Genomic DNA, 20,289 nt, shown 5'->3' on the forward strand with positions numbered 1-20,289 from the left:
GGGCTTTCGCTTTTTAGGTCCCTTCAGGAAAACCAATCACCCTGTTTAGATCCCCAAGCGTTAGCTCGCGACTGAATTTTAAAAAACGTGGCGGATGATAACATGCCATGGTCGTTGTAATAGCGATGGTGAGGAAGCCAGTTTCGCATACGAAGGAGGTAAAGCTGGACTGGTTCATCTCTCATCATTTGGCTTTGTATTGCTATCGTGTATATTTTGAGAGCAAAGGCAATGCCCTAAATATCCATGCATAGGGCTTAGTAAGCGTTATATGGTAGTTTATCTTTTTCAAATGTGGTTGATATGAAATATAAGAATATAAAAGGTATGCTACACAACCTATATCACTCTTTTATGGAGAGTCTTCACCACTTAACTTGCGGAGAAGGCAGGGCGATTGATGAACTTTGTAACCTGCTTGATAGAAGTGAACATGACCTTATATCTTTTGACTTCCATAATGGCGTGTCGATTCCAGGAACGCACTCTGATGAAGTAATGAACTTATTTAGAGCTTATTCTGATGGATATGTGGATTTGTTGTTGGCGCATCGCTTGAAGAAAGAAAAGCTGCAGTACGTTATGTTTACAATAAGAAAGGGTAAGTCTGCGTATAAATTTAAAGTTGAAGCTTTGGATGATCGTGGTTTTTCTCATGAATACAGCTGATAAGTCGCTACTCTGATGAAAATCAGGTTGCTCCATTGTGATTGCCTGTTCTAACGTTAACATTGCCTGCAAAAGCATCCCGTCTCTGCTCTTTTCACTGGCTGATAAGTATGCGGTTATTATGTTGCTCCAGCTGGCAACTTCTTCTGTAGTTTACCGCTAGGCGCAGGAAGCTTAAGTTGTTTAGTACGGATTACTGACCGAATGACTGTTATTACAGATATCCCACGGGGTAACGATGATTAATTTTAGAGATCAAGATCAGAAGAAAGTATTTATACACTTCGCTAAAGTCCTAAACGATGACTTGGCGTTGGCTGTTGCGGAACATGAGAGAGAGATTGCCACCAAAGAAGAAGCTGAACGCTTCGCTAAGCTCTATTGGCGTATGGTTGATCTATCGGTTATCGCAGATAGGAACAAGCAGGAAATTGATGGTGTGCTTGGAATGCAGGCCATTATGGAGGACTTGATTAACATCATGGGTGGATATCTGGAGCGTAATGGATTTGCTGAGCAGTGGGAGGCTGAAGATGGGGATTAGTACCTTTTTTCTTGTACTATTGGCGACAGGTAATTTGGGTGCGACTCCTTCCTGAGAATATATGAGGGAGGAATACTCTCAGTCCCTTACGGCAGGCGGGAAAGGGCTGATGAGGCGCGAAGACAGGCCGCTGTGGCGAAAGTTACAGCGGCAGCGAGGTAGATATTATATTGAGTTCTGGATTCCTGTGAGAGGAACGACATGGAACTTCTAATGTTCCGTAGTTTAAAACGGACGGCTACGGCGTAGGCTCGCGCGGTTCATCCAGAGACTTTAGATATCCCCCTTTATTCTTCAAATGGAGGACTTCGCCATCCCAGCCAGAATACTGGGTTTTATCGGAAGGATCGAAAGCAATATCGCCAACCAGCTCTAAGCGCCCGTCGTACCAGATTGAGGAATCGTGCTCGAAATAAATTTTCCCAAGATAGATGCGGTCATTGGGATTGCTATCCTCTTTTACGCTTACAAAAACGCCGCCGTCCGCACCTCCTGCCCATACGGCGCCTGCAGGACCTTCTTTAACTGGCTCAGGCCCAAATTCTACAGAACATCCGGTAAGTGAAAGTAAAAGAGTTAAAAGTAAATATCTCATGCTTTTGTATGTGTCCTACGTAACAGGTATGCGTCAAACCAGGCTAAAATTTTCGCAGCTTTTTCTGACTCAGCGGCGGCTCGGAGCACCCTCGGGTGCTGATAGTGGCCGCATCTCCACAATGCGGCGGCAGACTCAAACGGCAATTCAAAAGCATCGTCGCTGAGTCGCTTGGCAAGTTCTACTACCGATGTCTCTTCTAGAGAGCCTAGAGCCCCCAAAGCTCTTGCGGCAGTAGGGTCTCCCATTTTTAACTCAGACAGAATATACGGCTCAAGGGGTTTGGCTGTGGGGCCTAATCGTATGGCCACTTCAAGCGCACACCGAAGCGGCAGGCCAATTGCGCGATATGGAACCCCCCCATTTATTCTTTGCATCCCCATTAAGCAATGACTCTATAACGGCAACCGCTGCCTCACCTTGCTCGAGTAACTCTAGCTCTGCCTCCATCATTGTGGCTGGGCTTGTAAAACGCTCGAATATAGACTCTGTCATACCAACTCCAATTCTGATTGCGATGGCTGGTCATTCTTTGTTCACAGTGATGTTGATGGGCTTATGCTCGTCAACGAGTGTGGCTATGATAACACCTGACAAAATAATCATAAGGATGCCAGGCAGCATCCCACAATGAGGCGTTAGCTGAAAAATACGGAGCATTGAATATGAAACACGAAGATCGAAAACCTATATTATTAGCGCCAGGCCAAGGCCGTTCGTACTCTATGGGGCCTATTTCAGCCATATTCAAAGCGGATGGCGAGGAGTCTGCTGGAGCTTATTCAATTTCCGAATGGTGGTTAGAGCCATACTCAAAAGGACCGGGGGCTCATAGCCACAATGAAGATGACATATTTTTTGTTATAGAAGGAACAATGAGCTTTCTCATTGGCGAAGCATGGACGGAAGCGCCAAAAGGAAGTTTTGTTCTCGCCCCCAGTGGCGTCACTCACGACTTTGAGAATCGAAGCGCGTCCCGCGCAGGCGTTTTAAACATATCAACTCCAGGCAACTTCGAACAGCATATGCCTCAAATTGTCTCCTGGTTTGAGCAACACCCTCCCGGTAAAACTGGCGGTAGTTGACCCATTGCCCCCACGACGCAATAGACTTCGCAGTTTACTGTGTAGGTACGACGTTATATGCACATATGAATGCAATAGAATTTAGAGAAAGTTTTAGAAAATTCCTAAAAAATGATGAGCGCTATAAGAAGTTTATCGCGATCATCAACCGTGGGAGAGAAGAGCGCCTTCTGTTTTGGCAAGAGCACGCCGTTGAACAATTTTGCGACAAGCATGCGCTGGATATACCTTCATTTGATGTGCTACAAGAAATCTTATGTGTATGTGAGTTACACGGTAATACACTGGAAGACGGAAAAGTTAAGGTGTTTTGTGGCCATGTTGATTATTCCCCGGATTACAAACAAGCGTGCGCGAAACTGTTTCCGAATAGTTATATATCAGCAGTGAATGGGCCAGAAGAAATGTATGGCGAGTACTCTGATATTCGCTTCTGCAAAGCATGCAGAGAAGCGGAACAGCAATGGAGAGATGAACATGCATAGCACGGCCAAACAGCATTAAAGAGTTAGTCGATCTGAAATAGAAATTATAGTAATAAGACGGTGCTCGTAGTTCTAGGCAGAAGTTTGCTTAAGGGAAAGGAGAGAAAAAGTGGACGATAAAATTAAAGGCTTGCTTGAAAGTTTGGTTATGCTTCTTGTCAACTCAAAGTTTTCTGAAATAGTCGCCAGGAACGAAAATGGCCGCCTTTCACAGTCTGAGATAGAAGCAGCATTAAGCGACTATCCTGGGGTAATAAGTTTGCCTCCAGAGTCCACTTATAGCTCAGCATATATTTACGATATATATGATGACGTTACGGAAGCTCGAAGGATTGAGTTTGATTTGTGGTATGACGGTGAAGTCAGTGATTTAACTTTATCTGCAGAAATTAAAAAGAATTCGTCAGGGAAGCTTGTAATCACCATAGATGATATTCATATTCTGTAGTTATTCAGGTGGCAATCACCACTTTTCATGTATAGAGAAAATTCTATGATAAAAGATAGAGATAAGATCATCGTAAACTTGCTACGGGCAATAGATAAAGATTGGGCGGTTTGCGATGATAGCGATGAAGATGACTTTATGGTTTTAGTAAACGAAAGCAGGGACGTACACAAGAGACTAAGGCCTCCAAAGGAGCTGGTTACTGAGCTGGAGGAAAAAGGTTTTATCAAAATTGATGAAAAACGCTCCAGTCCAAAAGGAAGCAATAGAGAGTACTGGGAAATAATGGGGGAGAAGAGACCGGTGCCTATTGTATATATGTACACTGTTACACCAAAAGGTCGAAACTTATTGGGCCCGCCAAAGATAGTAGCCCCTAGAAAACTGGTTAAGCGTGAGTGACCAAGCTTAGCCCAGCGCTGGAAATTTTGAGTAATGAGGCTGCCATCTAAGAGTGAGTGTGCTTTTGCGGGGCGCTGAATCAGAGTCGATTGAGGGCGCAGCCAAATCTGTGTTCATCATCGATAATACTGGAGTTGTAATGAGAGAAAGTTTGAGGAAGAAGATCATTTCTGTCTGTGATCAGAAAATTGCGGCTAAAGGAGTCAATGTCGGTGTGTCGTTTTATGCTTTTTTCGCCAATAAAAATGATGACCCTGAACTGTTAATGGAAGCCGCTGAATGGTGGATTTTAACCAATAAACTGGACCACTTCGAAAAGGCGGTAAAGATAAAGGAGATGGTTCAACAGGGGGCGTGAAATACATCGCCTCCCATTCCGATGGCTCGAAAGCGAGGCGGCTAACCTCTTCAATCATATTGTCTTCAAGTCAGTCACTCGACATGGGCGAAGAACGCGCCAATAAGGCCAGCCTGGTAAAAGGGAATGGGCATCGTAAAGCCGCCCGCTTTAATGATGGTCGCGACATTGTCTGCGGGCAGCACGGCGACATCCTGGCTATAGGCGGCTTTTATGCGCTGAATGTCCTCTTGCGATACCGCTGCGTTGGCCATCAGTCGCAGCCATAAATTTAACTGTTCCTCATAGACATCGCTGTGGATGTTCGCCACTAAGTCGGCGCTAATAAGTAGACCTCCTGGTTTTAGTCTGTCGGCGATATGGCGGAAAAACTCACTTCGGGCCTGTTGATCCAGTATGAACTGGGAAACCAGCAGACTGGTGGCGCCATCAAACTTTTCTTCACCGGGAAGTGTCTCCACATAGCCCTGATAAAAGTCGCACCTGGAAGTAAAACCCGCCAGCTCAACGGCTTTGCGGCACTGATTCAGCATTTCGCCAGATGGTTCAACGGCGGTAAAACGCCACTCAGGAAAATGCCGGGCTAAGTGCAGCAACTCTTTACCCGTGCCGGCGCCCACGCATAGGATGTGGGCTCTTTCTGGCAGGACGCCAAGAATGGTCTCCATGAAGAAATACAGCCCACTATTAATCGGAGACATTCGTCGCCACTGCGTGTCGTAGTTGGGCGCCTGTTGATCGAATAGCTGTGTCAGTTGCTGTTTATCCATTTTGGGGTCGCTCGCTTTGCTGAATGTGTGCTCTCATTTTTACGTAACTGTAAATGTTACATATATTGGGCGGGCGAGACAATTGATGTAACGTTAAAAGTTGCGTGATACGATTGGGCGTCTATTACACGAGATGCAAGATGAGAAAAGACAGTCGTTTATCCCGAGTGTTGCACGTGCTGATTCACCTGGCCGCCAGCGACAAACCTATGACCTCCGGGCAGATTGCTGAGATGCTGTCGACCAACCCGGTCGTGGTGCGCCGCACCATGGGTATGTTGCGAGTGCAGGGATATGTTGACTCCGCCAAAGGCCACAGCGGCGGCTGGACGTTGATTAAACCGCTGAACGAAATCACCTTACTTGACGTGCATAATGCGCTTGGCGGGCCGACCCTGTTTACGCTGGGTCTCACCGACGAACACTCAAATTGCTTTATTGAAAGGGCCATCAATGAAGCGCTAAAAACCGCCATGGACGACGCGGAAAAGAAACTACTGAGTCGATTTGGCGAGATTACGCTGGATATCCTGGCGAAGCGTTCTTGATGGAGAAATAGAGATTGAAGCATGTTAATAATCAGGCGCATTCATGCGCCTGCGCGACGGCTAGCCGCGGGAGGCAGGGTTGCAGACAAATAGAAGGAAGCTCTTTGCCTGCCTGATTAATAGTTAAAAAATAACTTGGCCTTCTGAGCATCCTCTATTCGTTTTCCGCCTCTAATTATAGTGGCGTCTAAATAATCCTCGAAAACCCCTGCTGCGCCTGTGCCCGGTAGCGATCGAACACTTTGCAGACGCCGCGGATCAGTAGTCTTCCTGTTGGATTGACGTGCATGCCGTTGCGGGTGAAGGTGACCAGTCCGTCTTCCTCCATGTCCTGCAAGATGTTTAATTCTCCGTGGAAATACTGGGCGAAATCGATATTGAACAGGGCTTCGATACGGCGGTAGTCGATTTTGAAGTTGCAGATCAGTTCGACAATGACTTTGCGGCGGATGACGTCGTCATCATTCAATTGTACGCCTTTGATGATCGGAAGCCGGTTCTCGGCCATGGCCGTTTCGTAGCTTTCCTGATCATAGCAGTTCTGGTAATAGCAACGATCCAGCATGCTGATGCTGGAGGCGCCCATCGCGATGAGGTCGCAGTCGCCATGAGTGGTGTAGCCTTGGAAGTTGCGATGCAGCTCTCCCTTCTCTTGGGCGATGGATAGCTCATCGCCTGGCTTGGCGAAGTGGTCCATACCGATAAACCGGTAGTCCGCCGCGATCAGCTGGTCGACGGATTGCTGCAAGATAGTGAGTTTATCTTCCGGGCGCGGCAGATCTTCATCGCGAATGCGTCGCTGCGGCATAAAGCGTTGCGGCATGTGGGCGTAGTTGAACACCGACAGTCGGTCCGGGGCGAAATCGATGATGGTGTCTACGGTTTTTCTGAACGAGTCTGGCGTTTGCAGGGGCAGACCGTAGATCAAATCAATGTTAATGGAACGGAAACCCAGCTCCCGGGCCTTGTGTAGTACGCCCAGAGTCAGTTCCTCGCTTTGAATCCGGTTCACTGCTTTCTGTACGGCGGGATTGAAGTCCTGCACGCCAAGGCTGATTCGGTTAAAACCGATCTCACGCAGTGTGGTCAGCGTTTCGTCGTCAGCTTCCCGAGGGTCGATTTCAATGGAATAGTCGCCTTGATCATTGTCCATAAAGCGAAAGTGAGTGCGCAGTTCATTCATCAGGTCCCGCATCTGCTGCGGCGCCAGAAACGTCGGCGTGCCGCCGCCCCAATGCAGTTGCTCCACCAGCCGGTCCGCGCCGAAAAGCTCGCTTTGCAGGGCGATTTCGCGATACAGGGCGTTGAGATAGGGGATCGCTTTTTCCCGTCGTTTGGTGATGATTTTGTTACAGGCGCAGTAGTAACAAAGGCGCGCGCAGAAGGGGATGTGCAGATACAGTGATAAAGAGCGGTTTGTCGCCCGGCTGGCCGCGGCCGCTTCATGAACGGCGGTAATGGGGAAATCGTTCTGGAACTCTACGGCGGTGGGGTAGGAGGTGTACCGAGGGCCCTGCAAATCGTATTTGCGGATGAGATTCTCGTTCCAGTAAATATTTTTCACAACGGCGCTCACACTTCTACCAAGGATAAGAAGCCGTCATTGTATATCCGAGCCATTTAGTCGGGCTTGATATGGGTCAAGGCCCGCTGTGGTGTGTGGACGAGGAGGCGTCGTGCTGATGCTCCATGCCTTGTCCTCCGAAGAGACCGGCGAAATGTACCGGCAGCGTCCAGAGGCCGAACAGAATAAGCAAGGCGCCGAACACGCGTCTGACTGATAAGTTACTCAGCCAGCGCCTGAGGTGATAAGCGAATAGTCCGGCGGCCAGCATGCTGGGGAGTGTGCCGAGGCCAAAGCAGAACATCAGCAACGCTGATAGCGAAGCGTCCGCATTTGACATCGACCAGGCGAGGGCGCTGTAAACCAGTCCGCAGGGCAGCCAGCCCCAGAGCAGTCCCAGCGCGAAACTGATATGCGGCCCCTGGCGTTCGCCAAGAGACTTACTTAAGGGGGAAATTCGGCTCCAGAGCCGCCCTCCGAGACGTTCGATATGGGTCAGGCCCATCCACCACTGGCCTACGTAAAGTCCCATCAGGATGATCATGACAGCTGCAAGGGTGCGTAACGCCACCAGCAATGTGTCGCTCAATGCCAGCGCTTCGCCCAGCAAGCCGGCGAATAGCCCGATCAGCGCATAACTACTGAGGCGTCCGAAATTGAACAGGAACAGCCAGGAAGCTCGTGGCGAGCCGTCTCCGCCCTGGGCGAAGGACTGCGCGCCGGCGATGCCGCCGCACATGGCGATGCAGTGACCGCTGCCGAAAAGGCCGATCAGAAACGCGTTAGCGATCAGCAGAAGCTCATGCATCGTGGTTGCGTGGGGAGTCCTCGGAAGGCTTGGCGGACGTTTCCGGCTCGTCTTTCTTGTCTGTTTTGGCGCCGGGAATCATCTTTTCGTCGTCATCGAACAGGATGCTGTGCGCCGGACCTTCCAGGTCATCGTACTGGCCGGAGCGCACGGCCCAACGAAATATAATGACGGCGACGGTGATGAGCGCGATAGAGAGAGGAATCAGGACGAACAGTATCTGCATAGCGGGGCCCTATGGCTTTTGGACGCCGGACAGTCTAAGAGCGTTGAGCACAACAATCAATGAACTGACCGACATGCCGATAGCGGCGGCGTAGGGGGGCACATAACCGGCGGCGGCCAGCGGCAGGGCGAGCAGGTTATAACTGACCGCCCAGGACAGGTTCTGACGGATAATGCGATAAGCGTCCCGCGCTTTCTTGACGCCGAATGCGAAAGTGCGCAGATCGCCGTTGAGGATAACCGCATCGGCGCGCACCTGGGTAAGGTCCGTCGCATTGTTCATCGCCACCGCCAGGTGCGCTCCCGCCATAACGGGGACATCATTCACGCCGTCTCCGACCATGACAACAGTATCGCCTTCTTGCTGCCACTGCTTCACACGCTCCAGCTTGCCTTCCGGCGAACAGGATTTTTCGGTATCGGTCACCGCCAGCGCCGACGCAATGGTCTCGACGGCGGCGGAACTGTCGCCGGATAAAATGGCGGTGCGCAAACCCTGTTCCTGCTGCAACTGTCGCAGTGCTTCTTTCGCGGACGGGCGCAGACTGTCGGTAAGATAGAACAGCGCCAGAAGCTGTTTCTCATCCGCCAACGCCACAGTCTGGTAATTCTCTGGCGCCACGTTCTGGGATTGCGGCAATTTTTCGATGGCGAACTTCAAGCTGCCCAAGCGGAAACGGGAACCGTTATGCTCTCCCTCAACACCTTGCCCGGTATGGTTGCGAATCTGTTGCGCCGGTTCCTGAGCATATCCCTGGAAGGCTTTGGCGATGGGGTGAGGGTTATCCCATTCCAGTGATCCGGCGAGGGCGAGAAGTTCCGCGTCGGAATAGCTTGAGCGGTTATCAATTTTCACCAGATTCAGTTCGCCCTGGGTCAGGGTGCCGGTTTTGTCGAACACGATTCGTGAAGCGCGAGCCAAAGTCTCCAGCGCATGGCCCCGGGTGATGATCAATCCGGACTGCCGTAACGCCGTGGTGGCGGTGGTGAGCGCTGTGGGCGTCGCCAGCGACAATGCGCAGGGGCAGGTGACGACCAGCACCGACAGCGTAATGGCGAAAGCGTGAGCGGGATCAATGCGCCACCAGATGAAACCGACAATCGCCGCTGTTAGCAGCACCCCGGCGACAAAGTAACTGGCGACTTTGTCCGCCATGGCGCTGAGCTGCGGGCGTTCCTGCAAAGCCCTTTCCACCAGTCTATTAATGGTGGAAAGGTGGGAGTCCTGATCGAGGGCGGTGACCCGCACCACCAGCGAGTTGTCAATGTTGACGCTGCCGCTGAGCACTGCGTCTCCTGTGCAACGGGGGCGCGGCATGAACTCTCCGGTCAATGCGGCTTCATTGACGGAGGACTCGCCTTGCACGATCTCTCCGTCAACCGGGATCAGGTCGCCCGCTTTAAACAATATCAGGTCGCCGACGCGAATATCCCGTAATGGCGTCAGTTGCGCTCTTGTCAGATCGATTTGACTACCCTGCGCGCCCTGACTGGGCAGTAAATCCACAAACTGCGGCGCCTTTTGCTTGAGGCGGGCGTTGGATTGGGCGGCGGACATGCGCGCGCGGCTTTCCAAATACCGGCCCAGCAGCAGGAAGAAGGTAAACATACAGACTGAGTCGAAGTAGACCTCCGGCCCACCGCGGAAAGTGATCCAGGCGCTGGCGGCGAAGGCGCCGCCGATCGCCAGGGAGACCGGAACGTCCATGGTCAGGTGGCGTAATCTGATGTCCCGCAACGCCGCTTTAAAAAACGGGCGCGCTGAATACAGAATCACCGGCATGGCGACAATCAGGCTGATGAAGCGGAACAAGTCGACGTATTCCGGAGTATCTTGCAGCAGGCCAAAATACATCGGCACCGCCAGCATCATATTTTGCATCATGCCTATGCCGGCGACGCCCAGGCGCACCAGCATGGTTTTTTGTTCGTCGGCGAGCCGCTTTTCCTCTTCCGTGGCGGAAAAGGGATAGCCGCGAAAGCCGATGGACTGCAATTGCAATAACACTTCGCTGAGTGGCGTTGCGTCCTGTTTCCAGGTCAGAGCGGCGCGATGGTTACTTAGATTCACCCAGAACTCGTCAACGCCAGGCAACTTGCGCACGAACTGCTCCACCAGCCAGACGCAGGCGGCGCAGGTAATACCTTCGAGAGACAGGGACAGGCTGCGTTTACCGTCGGAAGTGGGTTGCGTGGCGACAGAGGAAAGCACGTCGTCTCTGTCGTACAACGCGTACTTGGAGCGATCCAGACTGGAGATGGGCTCTGGCGCTTCCAGTCGGTTGTCCCGGAAGCGGTAAAACTGTTGCAGCCCGTCATTGTGGATCAGGTTAGCGACCGCCTGGCAGCCGCGGCAGCACACTGCATACTCTTCGCCGCCTACATTGATATTCAGATTGAGAGAGGCGGGAACCGGGTTACTGCAGTGATAGCACTTTTCGGCTTCACTCATTCTCAGTCGGCACAGCCGGGCTCAGCGTGATTTTGGCGTCAGTGGGAAGCCAGCTTTCACCTTTCAGGCGCCAGGTTCCGTCAGCGTCGGACAGTTGAATGTAACGTCTACCTTCGATTGGGCTGGGCATAATGCCGTAATAACCGTCTTCCTGTGCAATCAGGGCGACTTTGTAGTCATGCTCCGCCAAAGTAGGGTGAATGAACTGAATGTTCAGACGCTCAGCTTTCTTGATGGGAATTCCAGACGTCAACATCAGCTTTATGCGGCCTTCTTCATCAATGCGGGTCTGCGCGGAAAGGCCATAGTTTTGCGCGATGCGATCCTTGGCCAACTCCTGGTTGATCGCCAGACCGTCCTTGTAATAATCGTCTTTAACCAGCGTATCTTTGCCCTGTACGGCGAGGGTGACCATTAAAATACTGAACAAGACGGAGGAGGCGGGCAGGCCGATCAGCAACCATACCCACTTTTCTTTGTACCAAGGCAAACTAATACCAGCCGACATAGTAGAACCACTCATTAGAATTTAACCGGCGCCGGGCCAAGGAAACGACTTTCGGATTCGATCTTCACGGAAGCGTCGTCAACGGCCTGGGCTTTAAATACGATATCATGATTACGCTCTGTCAGCGCACTGGGTTTAGCCTCAACCGCCATAGGGATGGAGCGTACTTCAGATGGCTCCAGCGTAAATTCGCTATTGCCGGAGATGCTGACGCCGTCCATTCCCGCTACAGTGATGACGAACGTGCGCACCTGGTCGGACATATTCATCAGTTGCAGGGTGTAGGCGTTTTCTATGTAGCCTTTGGCGTTGGTCTGGAACAGCGCGCCCCGGTCGCGAATGACATCCAGCTCAACGGGAAGGCGCGTTCCCAGTTTGAAGGCGAACGCAGACATCATGATAACCAGGGCCAGACCATAACCGAAGGTGCGTGGACGCAGCAATTTAGAGTCTTTGCCTTCCAGTTTTTGTTCTGTGGTATAGCTGATCAGGCCTTTGGGGTATTCCATTTTTTCCATGACGGAATCACAGGCGTCAATACATAGAGCGCAACCTATGCACTCATACTGGAGACCGTCCCGGATATCGATGCCGGTCGGGCATACCTGCACGCACATGCCGCAATCCACGCAATCGCCGAGGCCGATTTCCTTCGGGTCCGCAGAGCGCTTACGGCTTCCGCGAGGCTCGCCGCGATTGGGGTCATAGGAGACAACCAGGGTGTCCCTGTCAAACATGACCGATTGGAAACGAGCGTAGGGGCACATATACAGGCATACCTGCTCACGCATCCAGCCAGCGTTGATGTAGGTGGCCAGGGTAAAGAAACCAATCCAGAAATACGCCCAGCCGGAGCTGATATCAAAGGTGAAGAAGTCAGGAACCAGCTCGCGGATAGGGTAGAAATACCCCACGAAGGTCAGACCTGTGGCGAAGGCTACGAATAACCAGGAGGCGTGTTTGGCCGCCTTTTTCAGCGCCTTTTGCTTGTTCATGGCGGCCTGATCCAGCTTCATGCGCTGATTTCTGCTGCCTTCAATGCGTTCTTCCAGCCACATGAAGATGAACGTCCAGACTGTTTGCGGGCAGGTATAGCCGCACCAGACCCGTCCGAACAGAGTGGTGATGAAGAATAGCCCGAAGGCGCAGATAATCAGCAACCAGGACAGCAGCACAAAGTCCTGGGGCCAGAAGATGGCGCCGAATATGTGGAACTTGCGGTTCGGCAAATCGAACAGCACCAGTTGCTGCCCGTCTACGCTGATCCAGCAAAACAGGAAGTACATTCCCATCAGGAACCAGAGTGAAAAGGAGCGCACTTTCTGGAAGACGCCGGTAATTTCCTTGACGTAAATCTTTTTGCGGGCTTCGTAAAGTTCGACCGTTTTGACTTTCGCGGTGGAGGGGTCTTGCGGGTCGATGTTTTGGACCGGGATCTTAGTACTCATGATGCTGTCCAAGGTTTAATCACTTTAGCTTTGTTCAAACGACAGATGAGCAAAGCTAATGAGACTAAAACCGCCGGAGCCCCGTAGCGCGGGCTCCGGCATCGCAACACTTACTGATGAGACAGGGAATAGATGTATGCGGCCAGCAGGTGAATACGCTCTTCACCCAATTGATCCTTGAATGCTGGCATGACGCCGCCTCTACCGTTGCGCACGGTGGCCTCTATGACCGACTGCGTGCCGCCATATAACCAAATGCCGTCAGTCAGGTTGGGCGCGCCCATATCATGGCTGCCTTTACCGCCTTCACCGTGGCAAACAACGCAGTTCGCAGTAAAGATTTCAGCGCCTTTAGCCGACATTGCCGCATCAACATCTTCTTGACCGCTCAGAGAGCGAACATAATGGGCGACTTGTTTAACGCCTTCTTCGCCAATCTCGTCTTTCCATGCGCGCATGGCTGAGCCGTTGCGACCGCCAGTGATAGTCTCTTTGATCTTCTCTGGCGAGCCGCCGTACAGCCAGTCGTTGTCCGTCAGGTTAGGGAAGCCCGTTGCGCCGTGTGCGGTGCTGCCGTGACAGACGGCGCAATTGTTGGCGAACAGGCGCTGACCGATTTTCATGGCGTTTTCATCTTTCGCCAATTCCTCGATGGGCGTGGCCGCCAGCTTGGCGAAAATAGGGGCGTAAGTTTCTTCCGCCTTTTTCACTTCCGCTTCCCACTGGTTTACGGAGGTCCAGCCAAAAAGGCCTTTGTAGCCGCCCAGACCAGGATAAACAACCAGATAAGCCAGCCCGAAGAAAATGGTTCCCATAAACAGAACCAGCCACCAGCGGGGCAGGGGATTATCATACTCTTCGATGCCGTCAAACGAGTGACCCATGGTCTGCTCGGTTTCGGTATCGAACTTCTGGCTTTTGCGGGTGATCCACAGCAACCAGGCGCAACCAAATATTGATCCCAGGACGATAAAAGATATCCATCCGGTCCAGAAACTAGTCATGTTTTTTAGTCTCCGCTTCGCGTACTGACTTAGCGTCCGCTTCGTCATCTTCAAAGGGCAGGTTCGCAGCTTCGTCAAACGTCTTCTTCTGTTTGGAGCTGTAAGCCCATACCACTAGGCCGATGAACGCCGCCATGATGAACAGGGTGGCTAACCCGCGGACAGTATTAATATCCATTGAACTTACCGTTTGATTGCTGTGCCCAGTTGCTGCAGGTAGGCAACCAGGGCTTCAATCTCATACTTGCCTTCAACCATTTCCGCTGCGCCGTCGATGTCCTCTTGGGTATAAGGTACGCCGACTTTGCTGAGAGCGTTCAGTTTGGCTGCAGTCTTTGATGGGTCCACCTTGGTGGTGAACAGCCATGGGAAGGCAGGCATGTTGGATTCCGGAACCACGTCGCGGGGGTCATACAGGTGGGCCCGATGCCAGGCGTCGCTGTATTTTTCTCCTACGCGGGCCAAGTCTGGACCAGTACGCTTGGAGCCCCACAGGAAGGGGTGCTCATAAACGGATTCACCAGCGACAGAGTAGTGGCCATAGCGCTCGGTTTCCGCACGGAACGGACGAATCATCTGTGTATGGCAGACGGTGCAGCCTTCACGAATATAAATGTCGCGTCCTTCCAACTGTAATGCGTTCAGCGGCTTGAGGCCTTTAACCGGTGTCGTCACTTCTTTGGTGAAGAACAATGGTACGACTTCTACGAGTACACCGAAGCTGATTGCGACCACAATCAGAGGGATCATCAAGCCAAGGTTTTTCTCGACGACTTCATGATTCATCGAATTCTCTCCCTCTCAGTTAAACAGCTTGTGGAACGGAGTCAGCTTGCGGCAGCGCATCAATCGCTTTGGCGTCGCGTTGTCTGACGGTTTTCCAGGTGTTGTAGGCCATGACCAGCATACCGGTCAGGAATATAGCGCCGCCCAGGACACGTACTGCATAGCCAGGGTAGCTGGCGTTCAGCGCTTGCACGAAGCTGTAGGTCAGGGTGCCGTCTTCGTTAACTGCGCGCCACATCAGGCCTTGCATGATGCCGTTGACCCACATTGCCGCGATGTAAAGTACGGTGCCAATGGTCGCCAGCCAGAAGTGAACGTTGACCAGCTGCACGCTGTACATTTCTTTCAGGCCGTACAGACGGGGAATCAGATGGTAAAGCGCGCCAATAGAGATCATCGCAACCCAGCCCAGAGCGCCGGAGTGAACGTGGCCGATAGTCCAGTCAGTATTGTGGGAAAGCGCGTTGACGGTCTTGATGGACATCATCGGGCCTTCGAACGTGGACATGCCGTAGAAAGACAGAGAGACAACAAGGAAGCGCAGAACCGGGTCAGTGCGCAGCTTATGCCAGGCGCCGGACAGGGTCATCATGCCGTTGATCATACCGCCCCAGGAGGGCGCCAGCAGGATCAGAGACATAACCATACCCGCGCTTTGCGCCCAGTCAGGCAGTGCGCTGTAGTGCAAGTGGTGCGCGCCGGCCCATACGTAGATGCTGATCAACGCCCAGAAATGAACGATGGACAGACGATAAGAATAAACAGGACGCTCTGCTTGCTTGGGAACGAAGTAGTACATGATGCCCAGGAAACCGGCGGTCAGGAAGAAACCTACTGCGTTGTGGCCCCACCACCACTGTACCATCGCGTCGATAGCGCCAGCGTATACAGAGTAAGACTTCATGGCGGAAACTGGGATCGCCATGCTGTTGCCGATGTGCAGAACGGCGACAGTAATAATGAATGCGCCAAAGAACCAGTTGGCGACATATATATGTTTGCTTTTACGTTTGGCGACAGTTCCAAAAAAAACAATAGCGTACGCCACCCAGACAACCGCGATCAAAATGTCGATCGGCCATTCCAGTTCTGCGTATTCTTTGGAAGTGGTGTAACCCAGAGGCAGCGTAATCGCGGCCAATACGATGATTGCTTGCCAGCCCCAGAAGGTGAAGCTGGCCAGACCGTTGGAAAACAGAGAAGCCTGACTGGTGCGTTGGACGACATAGTAGGAAGTTGCGAAAAGCGCGCAGCCGCCGAAAGCGAAGATAACGGCGTTAGTGTGCAGTGGTCTTAAACGACCGAAATGGAACCATGGATAGTGAGTATTTAGCTCCGGCCAGACCAGCTGTGCTGCGATAAGCACGCCGACAGCCATGCCCACTATACCCCAAACAACTGTCATGATGGCGAACTGACGCACCACCTTGTAGTTGTAGGTTTCGTTAGCACTTACTGTATTCATTAGTGACTATTCCTACCCTGAGTTGATTAATACGGCGCAAACCTGCTGGCGAGTTCGTTATGCTTTTGCAATTTTGAGTTGTCGCCCAGTTCGAATGTCAGGCTTTCAGGATCCAGAAACCAGGGGCCTCTTTTTCCTCCCCCTCGACAGCGGGCCGAAGCATAAGAGTTGCACAATAGGGCTGTCAACTTAATATGCTTGGCCAAGTCATTATCTCCACGTATTTTTTCCCCTGCTTGATATGCATCAAACGCGTTATAAACCGGAGGGCGGATGCGTTAGTTCAGAAGGGGAGCGTCTGTCTTCGACTTTACTGCAAGGGAAGTCTTAGGGCATGTGAAACAATGACCAAAGGACAGGAAATCCCTCTCACCCAATACCTAAATAATTACTAGAAATAATAGATGATTTTCGGCTGATTTCTGGTCAATTTCATATGGAATGACTCCTTCCTTTAATAAAGGAGGCGAGATCGTGATAATGGCGGCCTTCGCGCAAAGATGAATATTTTGTCAGATCACAGTTTACGCGTTGTTTATTGGTTGATGGTTGATGGTTGATGGTTGATGGAGGGCGCATGCGCTTTATGGTCGACGGTCCGGAACAGGCCGGGAAGGTTCTTTTATTCGCTCATGGCGCCGGCGCGCCGATGGACTCCGATTTCATGTCCTTTATCGCACAGGAGATCAGCATTGGCGGCGTCAAAGTCGTGCGCTTTGAGTTTCCCTATATGCAAGAACGTCGCGACTCAGGAAAGAAACGTCCGCCAGACCGGCAGGACAAGCTGCTGAATTGCTTCGCGGAGGCGCTGGAAAATTGCTCTCCTGATGCGGAAGTCTTTCTGGCGGGCAAATCCATGGGCGGGCGCATGGCCAGCATGCTGGCGGCGGACCTGCCGGAAGGGGAGGGGCGAGTGCGAGGCTGGCTGGCGTTTGGTTATCCCTTTCACCCTCCAGGTAAACTGGACAAACTCCGGACGGAGCATCTTGCCGGAATTCAAGTCCCGGGATTGATACTGCAAGGAGCGCGCGACCCCTTTGGCGGCAGAGCTGAAAATATGGCGCAGTATATGGGAGAGCGGTGCGTAATCGAGTGGCTTCCCGATGGCGACCATGATCTGGCCCCGCGCAAAGCGTCAGGCTTCTCTAAAGAAGAGAATTGGCGGACTGCGGCGCAGGCGGCGTTGACCTTTATGCTGCGCTGATTTGCCCAGGGCGAGCGGATAGACGACAATAGCGGCCTTTACCCAGCCGCGCATTGGCGCGTCGATGAATTGATGATTGGAAATGCCCGGATGTCGCAAAAATACCCTACCAGCTCCTCCCGTAAACGTTCTCCTTTAAGTTCCGGCAAATACTCCGCGATCGGACTGCTCGCCTATTGCCGACCTGGATTTGAAGCAGAGTGCGCGCAGGAGCTGCAGAACATCGCCTCGCTGCAGTTCGTTTACGGATACTCGAAAATAGATAAGGGGACGGGCGTTGTATTCTGGCGTTGCTCTCAGGGCAACCCGCTGGATGTCTATAAAGAGATAGAGGTGAGCCGCTGTATTTTTGCGCGGCAAGTATTTTGCGCGTTGCATGATATCGAGATCGAAGATACTACTGACCGTGTCTCGCCGGTGGTCGAAGCGCTGCGCCCCGGCGGCGCATTTGGATTCCTGCATATAGAAACGCCGCTGGAGGATGAAGCCGGATCTCTGCAGAAATTAGCCAAGAAGCTGACGGCGCCGATGAGCGCGGCATTGCGCAACGCGGGCGTGCTAAGCAAGGCAAAAACGGATGAGCTGCCTCAGTTGCACTTAGTATGTCTGTCTGGCCAACACATCATCGCCGCCTTGGCGGTGCATCCCAATAGCAGCGCCTTACCGTTGGGCATTCCCCGGCTGCGGTTTCGCAATGAAGCTCCAAGCCGTTCGGCTTTAAAAATAGAAGAAGCGTTTCTGACCATGCTGACCCCGGCTGAGCGGGAGTTCGTTCTTAAACGCGGACAGCGGGGCGTGGATCTGGGCGCGGCGCCGGGGGGCTGGACCTGGTATATGGTCACCCAGGGCGTGAAGATGACGGCGGTCGATCATGGCGCTTTGCAGCAAGAGCTACTTGAAGATCCGGCGGTGACTTACGTCAGCGACGACGGATATGTCTATAAGCCGCAGCGAAAAGTCGATTGGGTGGTGTGCGATATCGTGGATAAGCCAAAACGGACAATGGAGCGAATGGCGGATTGGTTGTGTTACGACTGGACCACCTATGCGCTGTTCAATCTGAAGCTGCCTATGAAGACGCGGATGGATGAAGTGGAAGCCTGCCTGCAACGCCTGCAGGAGCGCCTTCTCGGCGCTGACATTGAGTCGGAGGTGCGCGTGAAGCAGTTATACCATGATCGCGAAGAAGTCACCGTATTGGCGCTCACAGGACATTTTCTGACCGCTTTCCAGAAGCACTAGGGGGCTCGGAGCGCATCCGGGCTGGTTGAGCTTGGGCTTTTAGACTCAAGCTCTTTTGTCCCGTCTCAGCCCGGCGATTGCCTCAGGAATGCTCCAGGATGGTGACTTTCTCCTCTCTGTCCATCATTGGAATCAGCTCCGCCATCAACCCTCTGCGTTGCTCTGAAGATTGCCAGGATTGCCAGTCCTGGACCGAACGCCAGGTTGACCAGATCACCCGGTAATTGGGTTCGTTGGCGTTGCGCAGTGATTCGCCAGAGAGAAATCCTGGCGCCTGCACTGCCGCTTGCAAGATCTTTTTCGCGGTATATTCGTAATTGGTTTCCAGGGTCTTGGCGATGTGGCGTTCGATCAACACGCGGATCATGAGGCTCCCCTCCGGTTTTGTAGTATTTATTGGTATGAGTATAACAAGCAATCCCAAGCAATTGAGGCTCGTGCTGCATTGAGAGTGTATAATCGCCGCCACGTAATGGAGAGGTTGCAATGAACGACAGCAAGAACGAAAACACAGAATACTCAATCGACAGTGTCATGGATGTGTGCGGCTTGTTTTGCCCTGAGCCGGTCATGATGCTGCACAACCGCATCAATGATGTAGAAGTGGGATGCGTTATCGAGGTATTGGCGACAGATCCCTCCACCCAGAGAGATATCCCCAAGTTCTGTCAGTTTCTGGGTCATGAATTGCTGGCTTCAGGTGAGCGGGACAAGCAGTTTTTTTATCATATCCGTAAAGCCGGGGGCTGAAGCGTCAGTCTTGGGCGGTCGCAATCTCCGGCTTTCTGGGCCGACTATAGAAGAAGGTCAGTGCGCCAGCCAGGACAATCAGGCCGCTTCCGATCCAGAGCTCCAAATATAGCTCTTCACTCCAGATCAACCATCCCAGCAGACCTGCAATCGGTAGCGAGGCGTAGCTGTACAAACCTATTTTGCCTGGCGACGCCAGTGTATAGGCGTGGGTGGTTGATAGCTGACCTATTGTCGCCAGTATGGCGAATAGAAGAAGCCAAACCAGGGTGATGGGCTCCAGCGCCCGCCAATACCAGAGCATGGGAATGCAGGACAGTATGGTGCTGAACAGGTTGAAATAGAAAACGATACGGACGCTGGGCTCGGTAGCGCCCAAGCGTCCGATAACCACTTTGGCGCCGGCGGCGAATAAAGCGCCCCACAATCCGGCGAGAATGGCTAGGCGCGCTGCGGCGGCAAGGCTGTCCGGTTGCAGAATAATAATGACGCCGAGAAATCCCAGGCCCAGTGAAAACGCCAAAATCGGCGTCGGGCGCTCGCGTAGCCAGGCCCAGGCGATGACCGGAATAAATAGCGGCAGCATCAGTTTCAGCATGGTGGATTCCGCCAGGCGAATGGACGCGAAAGTGTAGATCAAACAGGAAAAGGCGGCGACGCCAAGGGCGGCGCGGAGAAAATGAAGCGGCAATCGCTGGGTCTTGAAAGCGCTACGCCCTGAGCGGAGTAGCAGGGGAGTAAGAAACGCCAGGCCGAAGAGATTGCGGAAAAACACCATCTGCCAGACATGGGCCTCCACGCTGATATGTTTCACCACCATGCCGGTAAGCACGAAAAAGCACTCGCCGAGAATGATGAACGCCACTCCCCGCAGAAAGCGATCTTGCGGCATGCGCTGACAACCCCTGATGATGGATGATTGCGACGCC

General features: G+C 52.4%; 25 protein-coding genes. 11 read left to right on the forward strand and 14 right to left on the reverse strand.

The features are described from left to right. Positions 1 to 303 precede the first annotated feature (303 nt). Both HCH_RS33640 and HCH_RS10290 read left to right on the forward strand, forming a co-directional pair. Positions 304 to 669 (forward strand): hypothetical protein, encoded by a 366-nt coding sequence (locus HCH_RS33640; RefSeq protein WP_148212533.1) that lies wholly within the window; start codon positions 304 to 306, stop codon positions 667 to 669. A 238-nt stretch (positions 670 to 907) separates the two neighbouring features. Next, entirely contained in the window at positions 908 to 1,213 is a 306-nt protein-coding gene (locus HCH_RS10290; protein WP_011396153.1) for a hypothetical protein, read from the forward strand. Between the two features lie 238 nt (positions 1,214 to 1,451). Here the strand turns inward: HCH_RS10290 and HCH_RS10295 are convergent, their stop codons facing one another. After that, entirely contained in the window at positions 1,452 to 1,808 is a 357-nt protein-coding gene (locus HCH_RS10295; RefSeq protein WP_011396154.1) for a hypothetical protein, read from the reverse strand. 665 nt (positions 1,809 to 2,473) lie between these two features. Between HCH_RS10295 and HCH_RS10305 the strand changes: the two genes are divergently transcribed. The 5 genes from HCH_RS10305 (at position 2,474) to HCH_RS10325 (ending at position 4,586) form a co-directional block, all read left to right on the forward strand. Further along, the gene (locus HCH_RS10305) at positions 2,474 to 2,893 is read left to right on the forward strand and encodes a cupin domain-containing protein (RefSeq protein ID WP_011396155.1); all 420 of its coding nucleotides are present in this window, start codon (positions 2,474 to 2,476) and stop codon (positions 2,891 to 2,893) included. Between the two features lie 65 nt (positions 2,894 to 2,958). After that, positions 2,959 to 3,378 carry a hypothetical protein gene (locus tag HCH_RS10310; RefSeq protein ID WP_041598566.1) on the forward strand — a complete coding sequence of 140 codons (420 nt, stop codon included), beginning with the start codon at positions 2,959 to 2,961 and terminating at the stop codon, positions 3,376 to 3,378. Between the two features lie 109 nt (positions 3,379 to 3,487). Then, positions 3,488 to 3,826 (forward strand): DUF7668 domain-containing protein, encoded by a 339-nt coding sequence (locus HCH_RS10315; RefSeq protein WP_011396157.1) that lies wholly within the window; start codon positions 3,488 to 3,490, stop codon positions 3,824 to 3,826. Between the two features lie 45 nt (positions 3,827 to 3,871). Then, entirely contained in the window at positions 3,872 to 4,228 is a 357-nt protein-coding gene (locus HCH_RS10320) for a hypothetical protein (RefSeq protein WP_041598567.1), read from the forward strand. A 58-nt stretch (positions 4,229 to 4,286) separates the two neighbouring features. Further along, positions 4,287 to 4,586 carry a DUF6500 family protein gene (locus HCH_RS10325; protein ID WP_011396158.1) on the forward strand — a complete coding sequence of 100 codons (300 nt, stop codon included), beginning with the start codon at positions 4,287 to 4,289 and terminating at the stop codon, positions 4,584 to 4,586. A 74-nt stretch (positions 4,587 to 4,660) separates the two neighbouring features. Here the strand turns inward: HCH_RS10325 and HCH_RS10330 are convergent, their stop codons facing one another. Next, complete coding sequence (locus HCH_RS10330) at positions 4,661 to 5,356, reverse strand: class I SAM-dependent methyltransferase (RefSeq protein ID WP_011396159.1); 696 nt, start codon at positions 5,354 to 5,356, stop codon at positions 4,661 to 4,663. Positions 5,357 to 5,496: 140 nt separating this feature from the next. On the opposite strand from HCH_RS10330, the gene HCH_RS10335 reads away from it, so the two are divergent. Then, a complete protein-coding gene (locus HCH_RS10335) occupies positions 5,497 to 5,904 on the forward strand; it encodes an Rrf2 family transcriptional regulator (RefSeq protein ID WP_011396160.1) in 408 nt (135 codons plus the stop codon). A 187-nt stretch (positions 5,905 to 6,091) separates the two neighbouring features. Here HCH_RS10335 and hemN read toward each other — a convergent pair whose 3' ends face one another. The 10 genes from hemN to ccoN all read right to left on the reverse strand — a co-directional run bounded on the left by hemN (position 6,092) and on the right by ccoN (position 16,164). Next, entirely contained in the window at positions 6,092 to 7,468 is a 1,377-nt protein-coding gene (hemN, locus tag HCH_RS10340; protein WP_011396161.1) for an oxygen-independent coproporphyrinogen III oxidase, read from the reverse strand. A gap of 76 nt (positions 7,469 to 7,544) precedes the next feature. Then, positions 7,545 to 8,276 carry a sulfite exporter TauE/SafE family protein gene (locus tag HCH_RS10345; protein WP_011396162.1) on the reverse strand — a complete coding sequence of 244 codons (732 nt, stop codon included), beginning with the start codon at positions 8,274 to 8,276 and terminating at the stop codon, positions 7,545 to 7,547. Further along, positions 8,269 to 8,502, reverse strand: coding sequence for a cbb3-type cytochrome oxidase assembly protein CcoS (ccoS, locus tag HCH_RS10350; RefSeq protein ID WP_011396163.1), 234 nt, complete (start codon positions 8,500 to 8,502; stop codon positions 8,269 to 8,271). Before ccoS ends, HCH_RS10345 begins: the two co-directional genes overlap by 8 nt. Before the next feature lie 9 nt (positions 8,503 to 8,511). Then, on the reverse strand, positions 8,512 to 10,953 hold the full coding sequence (locus HCH_RS10355) for a heavy metal translocating P-type ATPase (RefSeq protein WP_011396164.1): 2,442 nt from the start codon (positions 10,951 to 10,953) through the stop codon (positions 8,512 to 8,514). Next, positions 10,946 to 11,461 carry a FixH family protein gene (locus HCH_RS10360; protein ID WP_158304946.1) on the reverse strand — a complete coding sequence of 172 codons (516 nt, stop codon included), beginning with the start codon at positions 11,459 to 11,461 and terminating at the stop codon, positions 10,946 to 10,948. Before HCH_RS10360 ends, HCH_RS10355 begins: the two co-directional genes overlap by 8 nt. A gap of 14 nt (positions 11,462 to 11,475) precedes the next feature. Further along, entirely contained in the window at positions 11,476 to 12,909 is a 1,434-nt protein-coding gene (ccoG, locus tag HCH_RS10365) for a cytochrome c oxidase accessory protein CcoG (RefSeq protein WP_011396166.1), read from the reverse strand. 110 nt (positions 12,910 to 13,019) lie between these two features. Beyond that, positions 13,020 to 13,913: a cytochrome-c oxidase, cbb3-type subunit III gene (gene ccoP, locus HCH_RS10370; RefSeq protein ID WP_011396167.1), complete on the reverse strand. Its 894-nt coding sequence runs from the start codon at positions 13,911 to 13,913 to the stop codon at positions 13,020 to 13,022. Further along, positions 13,906 to 14,091, reverse strand: a complete 186-nt coding sequence (locus HCH_RS10375) for a CcoQ/FixQ family Cbb3-type cytochrome c oxidase assembly chaperone (RefSeq protein ID WP_011396168.1) — start codon at positions 14,089 to 14,091, stop codon at positions 13,906 to 13,908. Before HCH_RS10375 ends, ccoP begins: the two co-directional genes overlap by 8 nt. Before the next feature lie 5 nt (positions 14,092 to 14,096). Next, positions 14,097 to 14,699, reverse strand: a complete 603-nt coding sequence (gene ccoO / locus HCH_RS10380; RefSeq protein ID WP_011396169.1) for a cytochrome-c oxidase, cbb3-type subunit II — start codon at positions 14,697 to 14,699, stop codon at positions 14,097 to 14,099. A gap of 19 nt (positions 14,700 to 14,718) precedes the next feature. Next, complete coding sequence (ccoN, locus tag HCH_RS10385; protein WP_011396170.1) at positions 14,719 to 16,164, reverse strand: cytochrome-c oxidase, cbb3-type subunit I; 1,446 nt, start codon at positions 16,162 to 16,164, stop codon at positions 14,719 to 14,721. Positions 16,165 to 16,741: 577 nt separating this feature from the next. On the opposite strand from ccoN, the gene HCH_RS10390 reads away from it, so the two are divergent. Both HCH_RS10390 and rlmM read left to right on the forward strand, forming a co-directional pair. After that, a complete protein-coding gene (locus HCH_RS10390) occupies positions 16,742 to 17,368 on the forward strand; it encodes an alpha/beta family hydrolase (RefSeq protein ID WP_011396171.1) in 627 nt (208 codons plus the stop codon). 90 nt (positions 17,369 to 17,458) lie between these two features. Then, complete coding sequence (rlmM, locus tag HCH_RS10395) at positions 17,459 to 18,610, forward strand: 23S rRNA (cytidine(2498)-2'-O)-methyltransferase RlmM (protein WP_238384988.1); 1,152 nt, start codon at positions 17,459 to 17,461, stop codon at positions 18,608 to 18,610. Positions 18,611 to 18,692: 82 nt separating this feature from the next. On the opposite strand, the gene HCH_RS10400 is transcribed toward rlmM, so the two are convergent. Further along, complete coding sequence (locus HCH_RS10400; RefSeq protein ID WP_011396173.1) at positions 18,693 to 18,977, reverse strand: antibiotic biosynthesis monooxygenase family protein; 285 nt, start codon at positions 18,975 to 18,977, stop codon at positions 18,693 to 18,695. A gap of 119 nt (positions 18,978 to 19,096) precedes the next feature. Here HCH_RS10400 and tusA point away from each other — a divergent pair, with 119 nt between their 5' ends. Beyond that, complete coding sequence (tusA, locus tag HCH_RS10405; protein WP_011396174.1) at positions 19,097 to 19,360, forward strand: sulfurtransferase TusA; 264 nt, start codon at positions 19,097 to 19,099, stop codon at positions 19,358 to 19,360. Positions 19,361 to 19,364: 4 nt separating this feature from the next. Here tusA and HCH_RS10410 read toward each other — a convergent pair whose 3' ends face one another. Further along, the gene (locus HCH_RS10410) at positions 19,365 to 20,252 is read right to left on the reverse strand and encodes a DMT family transporter (protein WP_011396175.1); all 888 of its coding nucleotides are present in this window, start codon (positions 20,250 to 20,252) and stop codon (positions 19,365 to 19,367) included. Positions 20,253 to 20,289 lie beyond the last annotated feature (37 nt).

The organism is Hahella chejuensis KCTC 2396, from assembly GCF_000012985.1.
Taxonomy (GTDB): Bacteria; Pseudomonadota; Gammaproteobacteria; order Pseudomonadales; family Oleiphilaceae; genus Hahella; species Hahella chejuensis.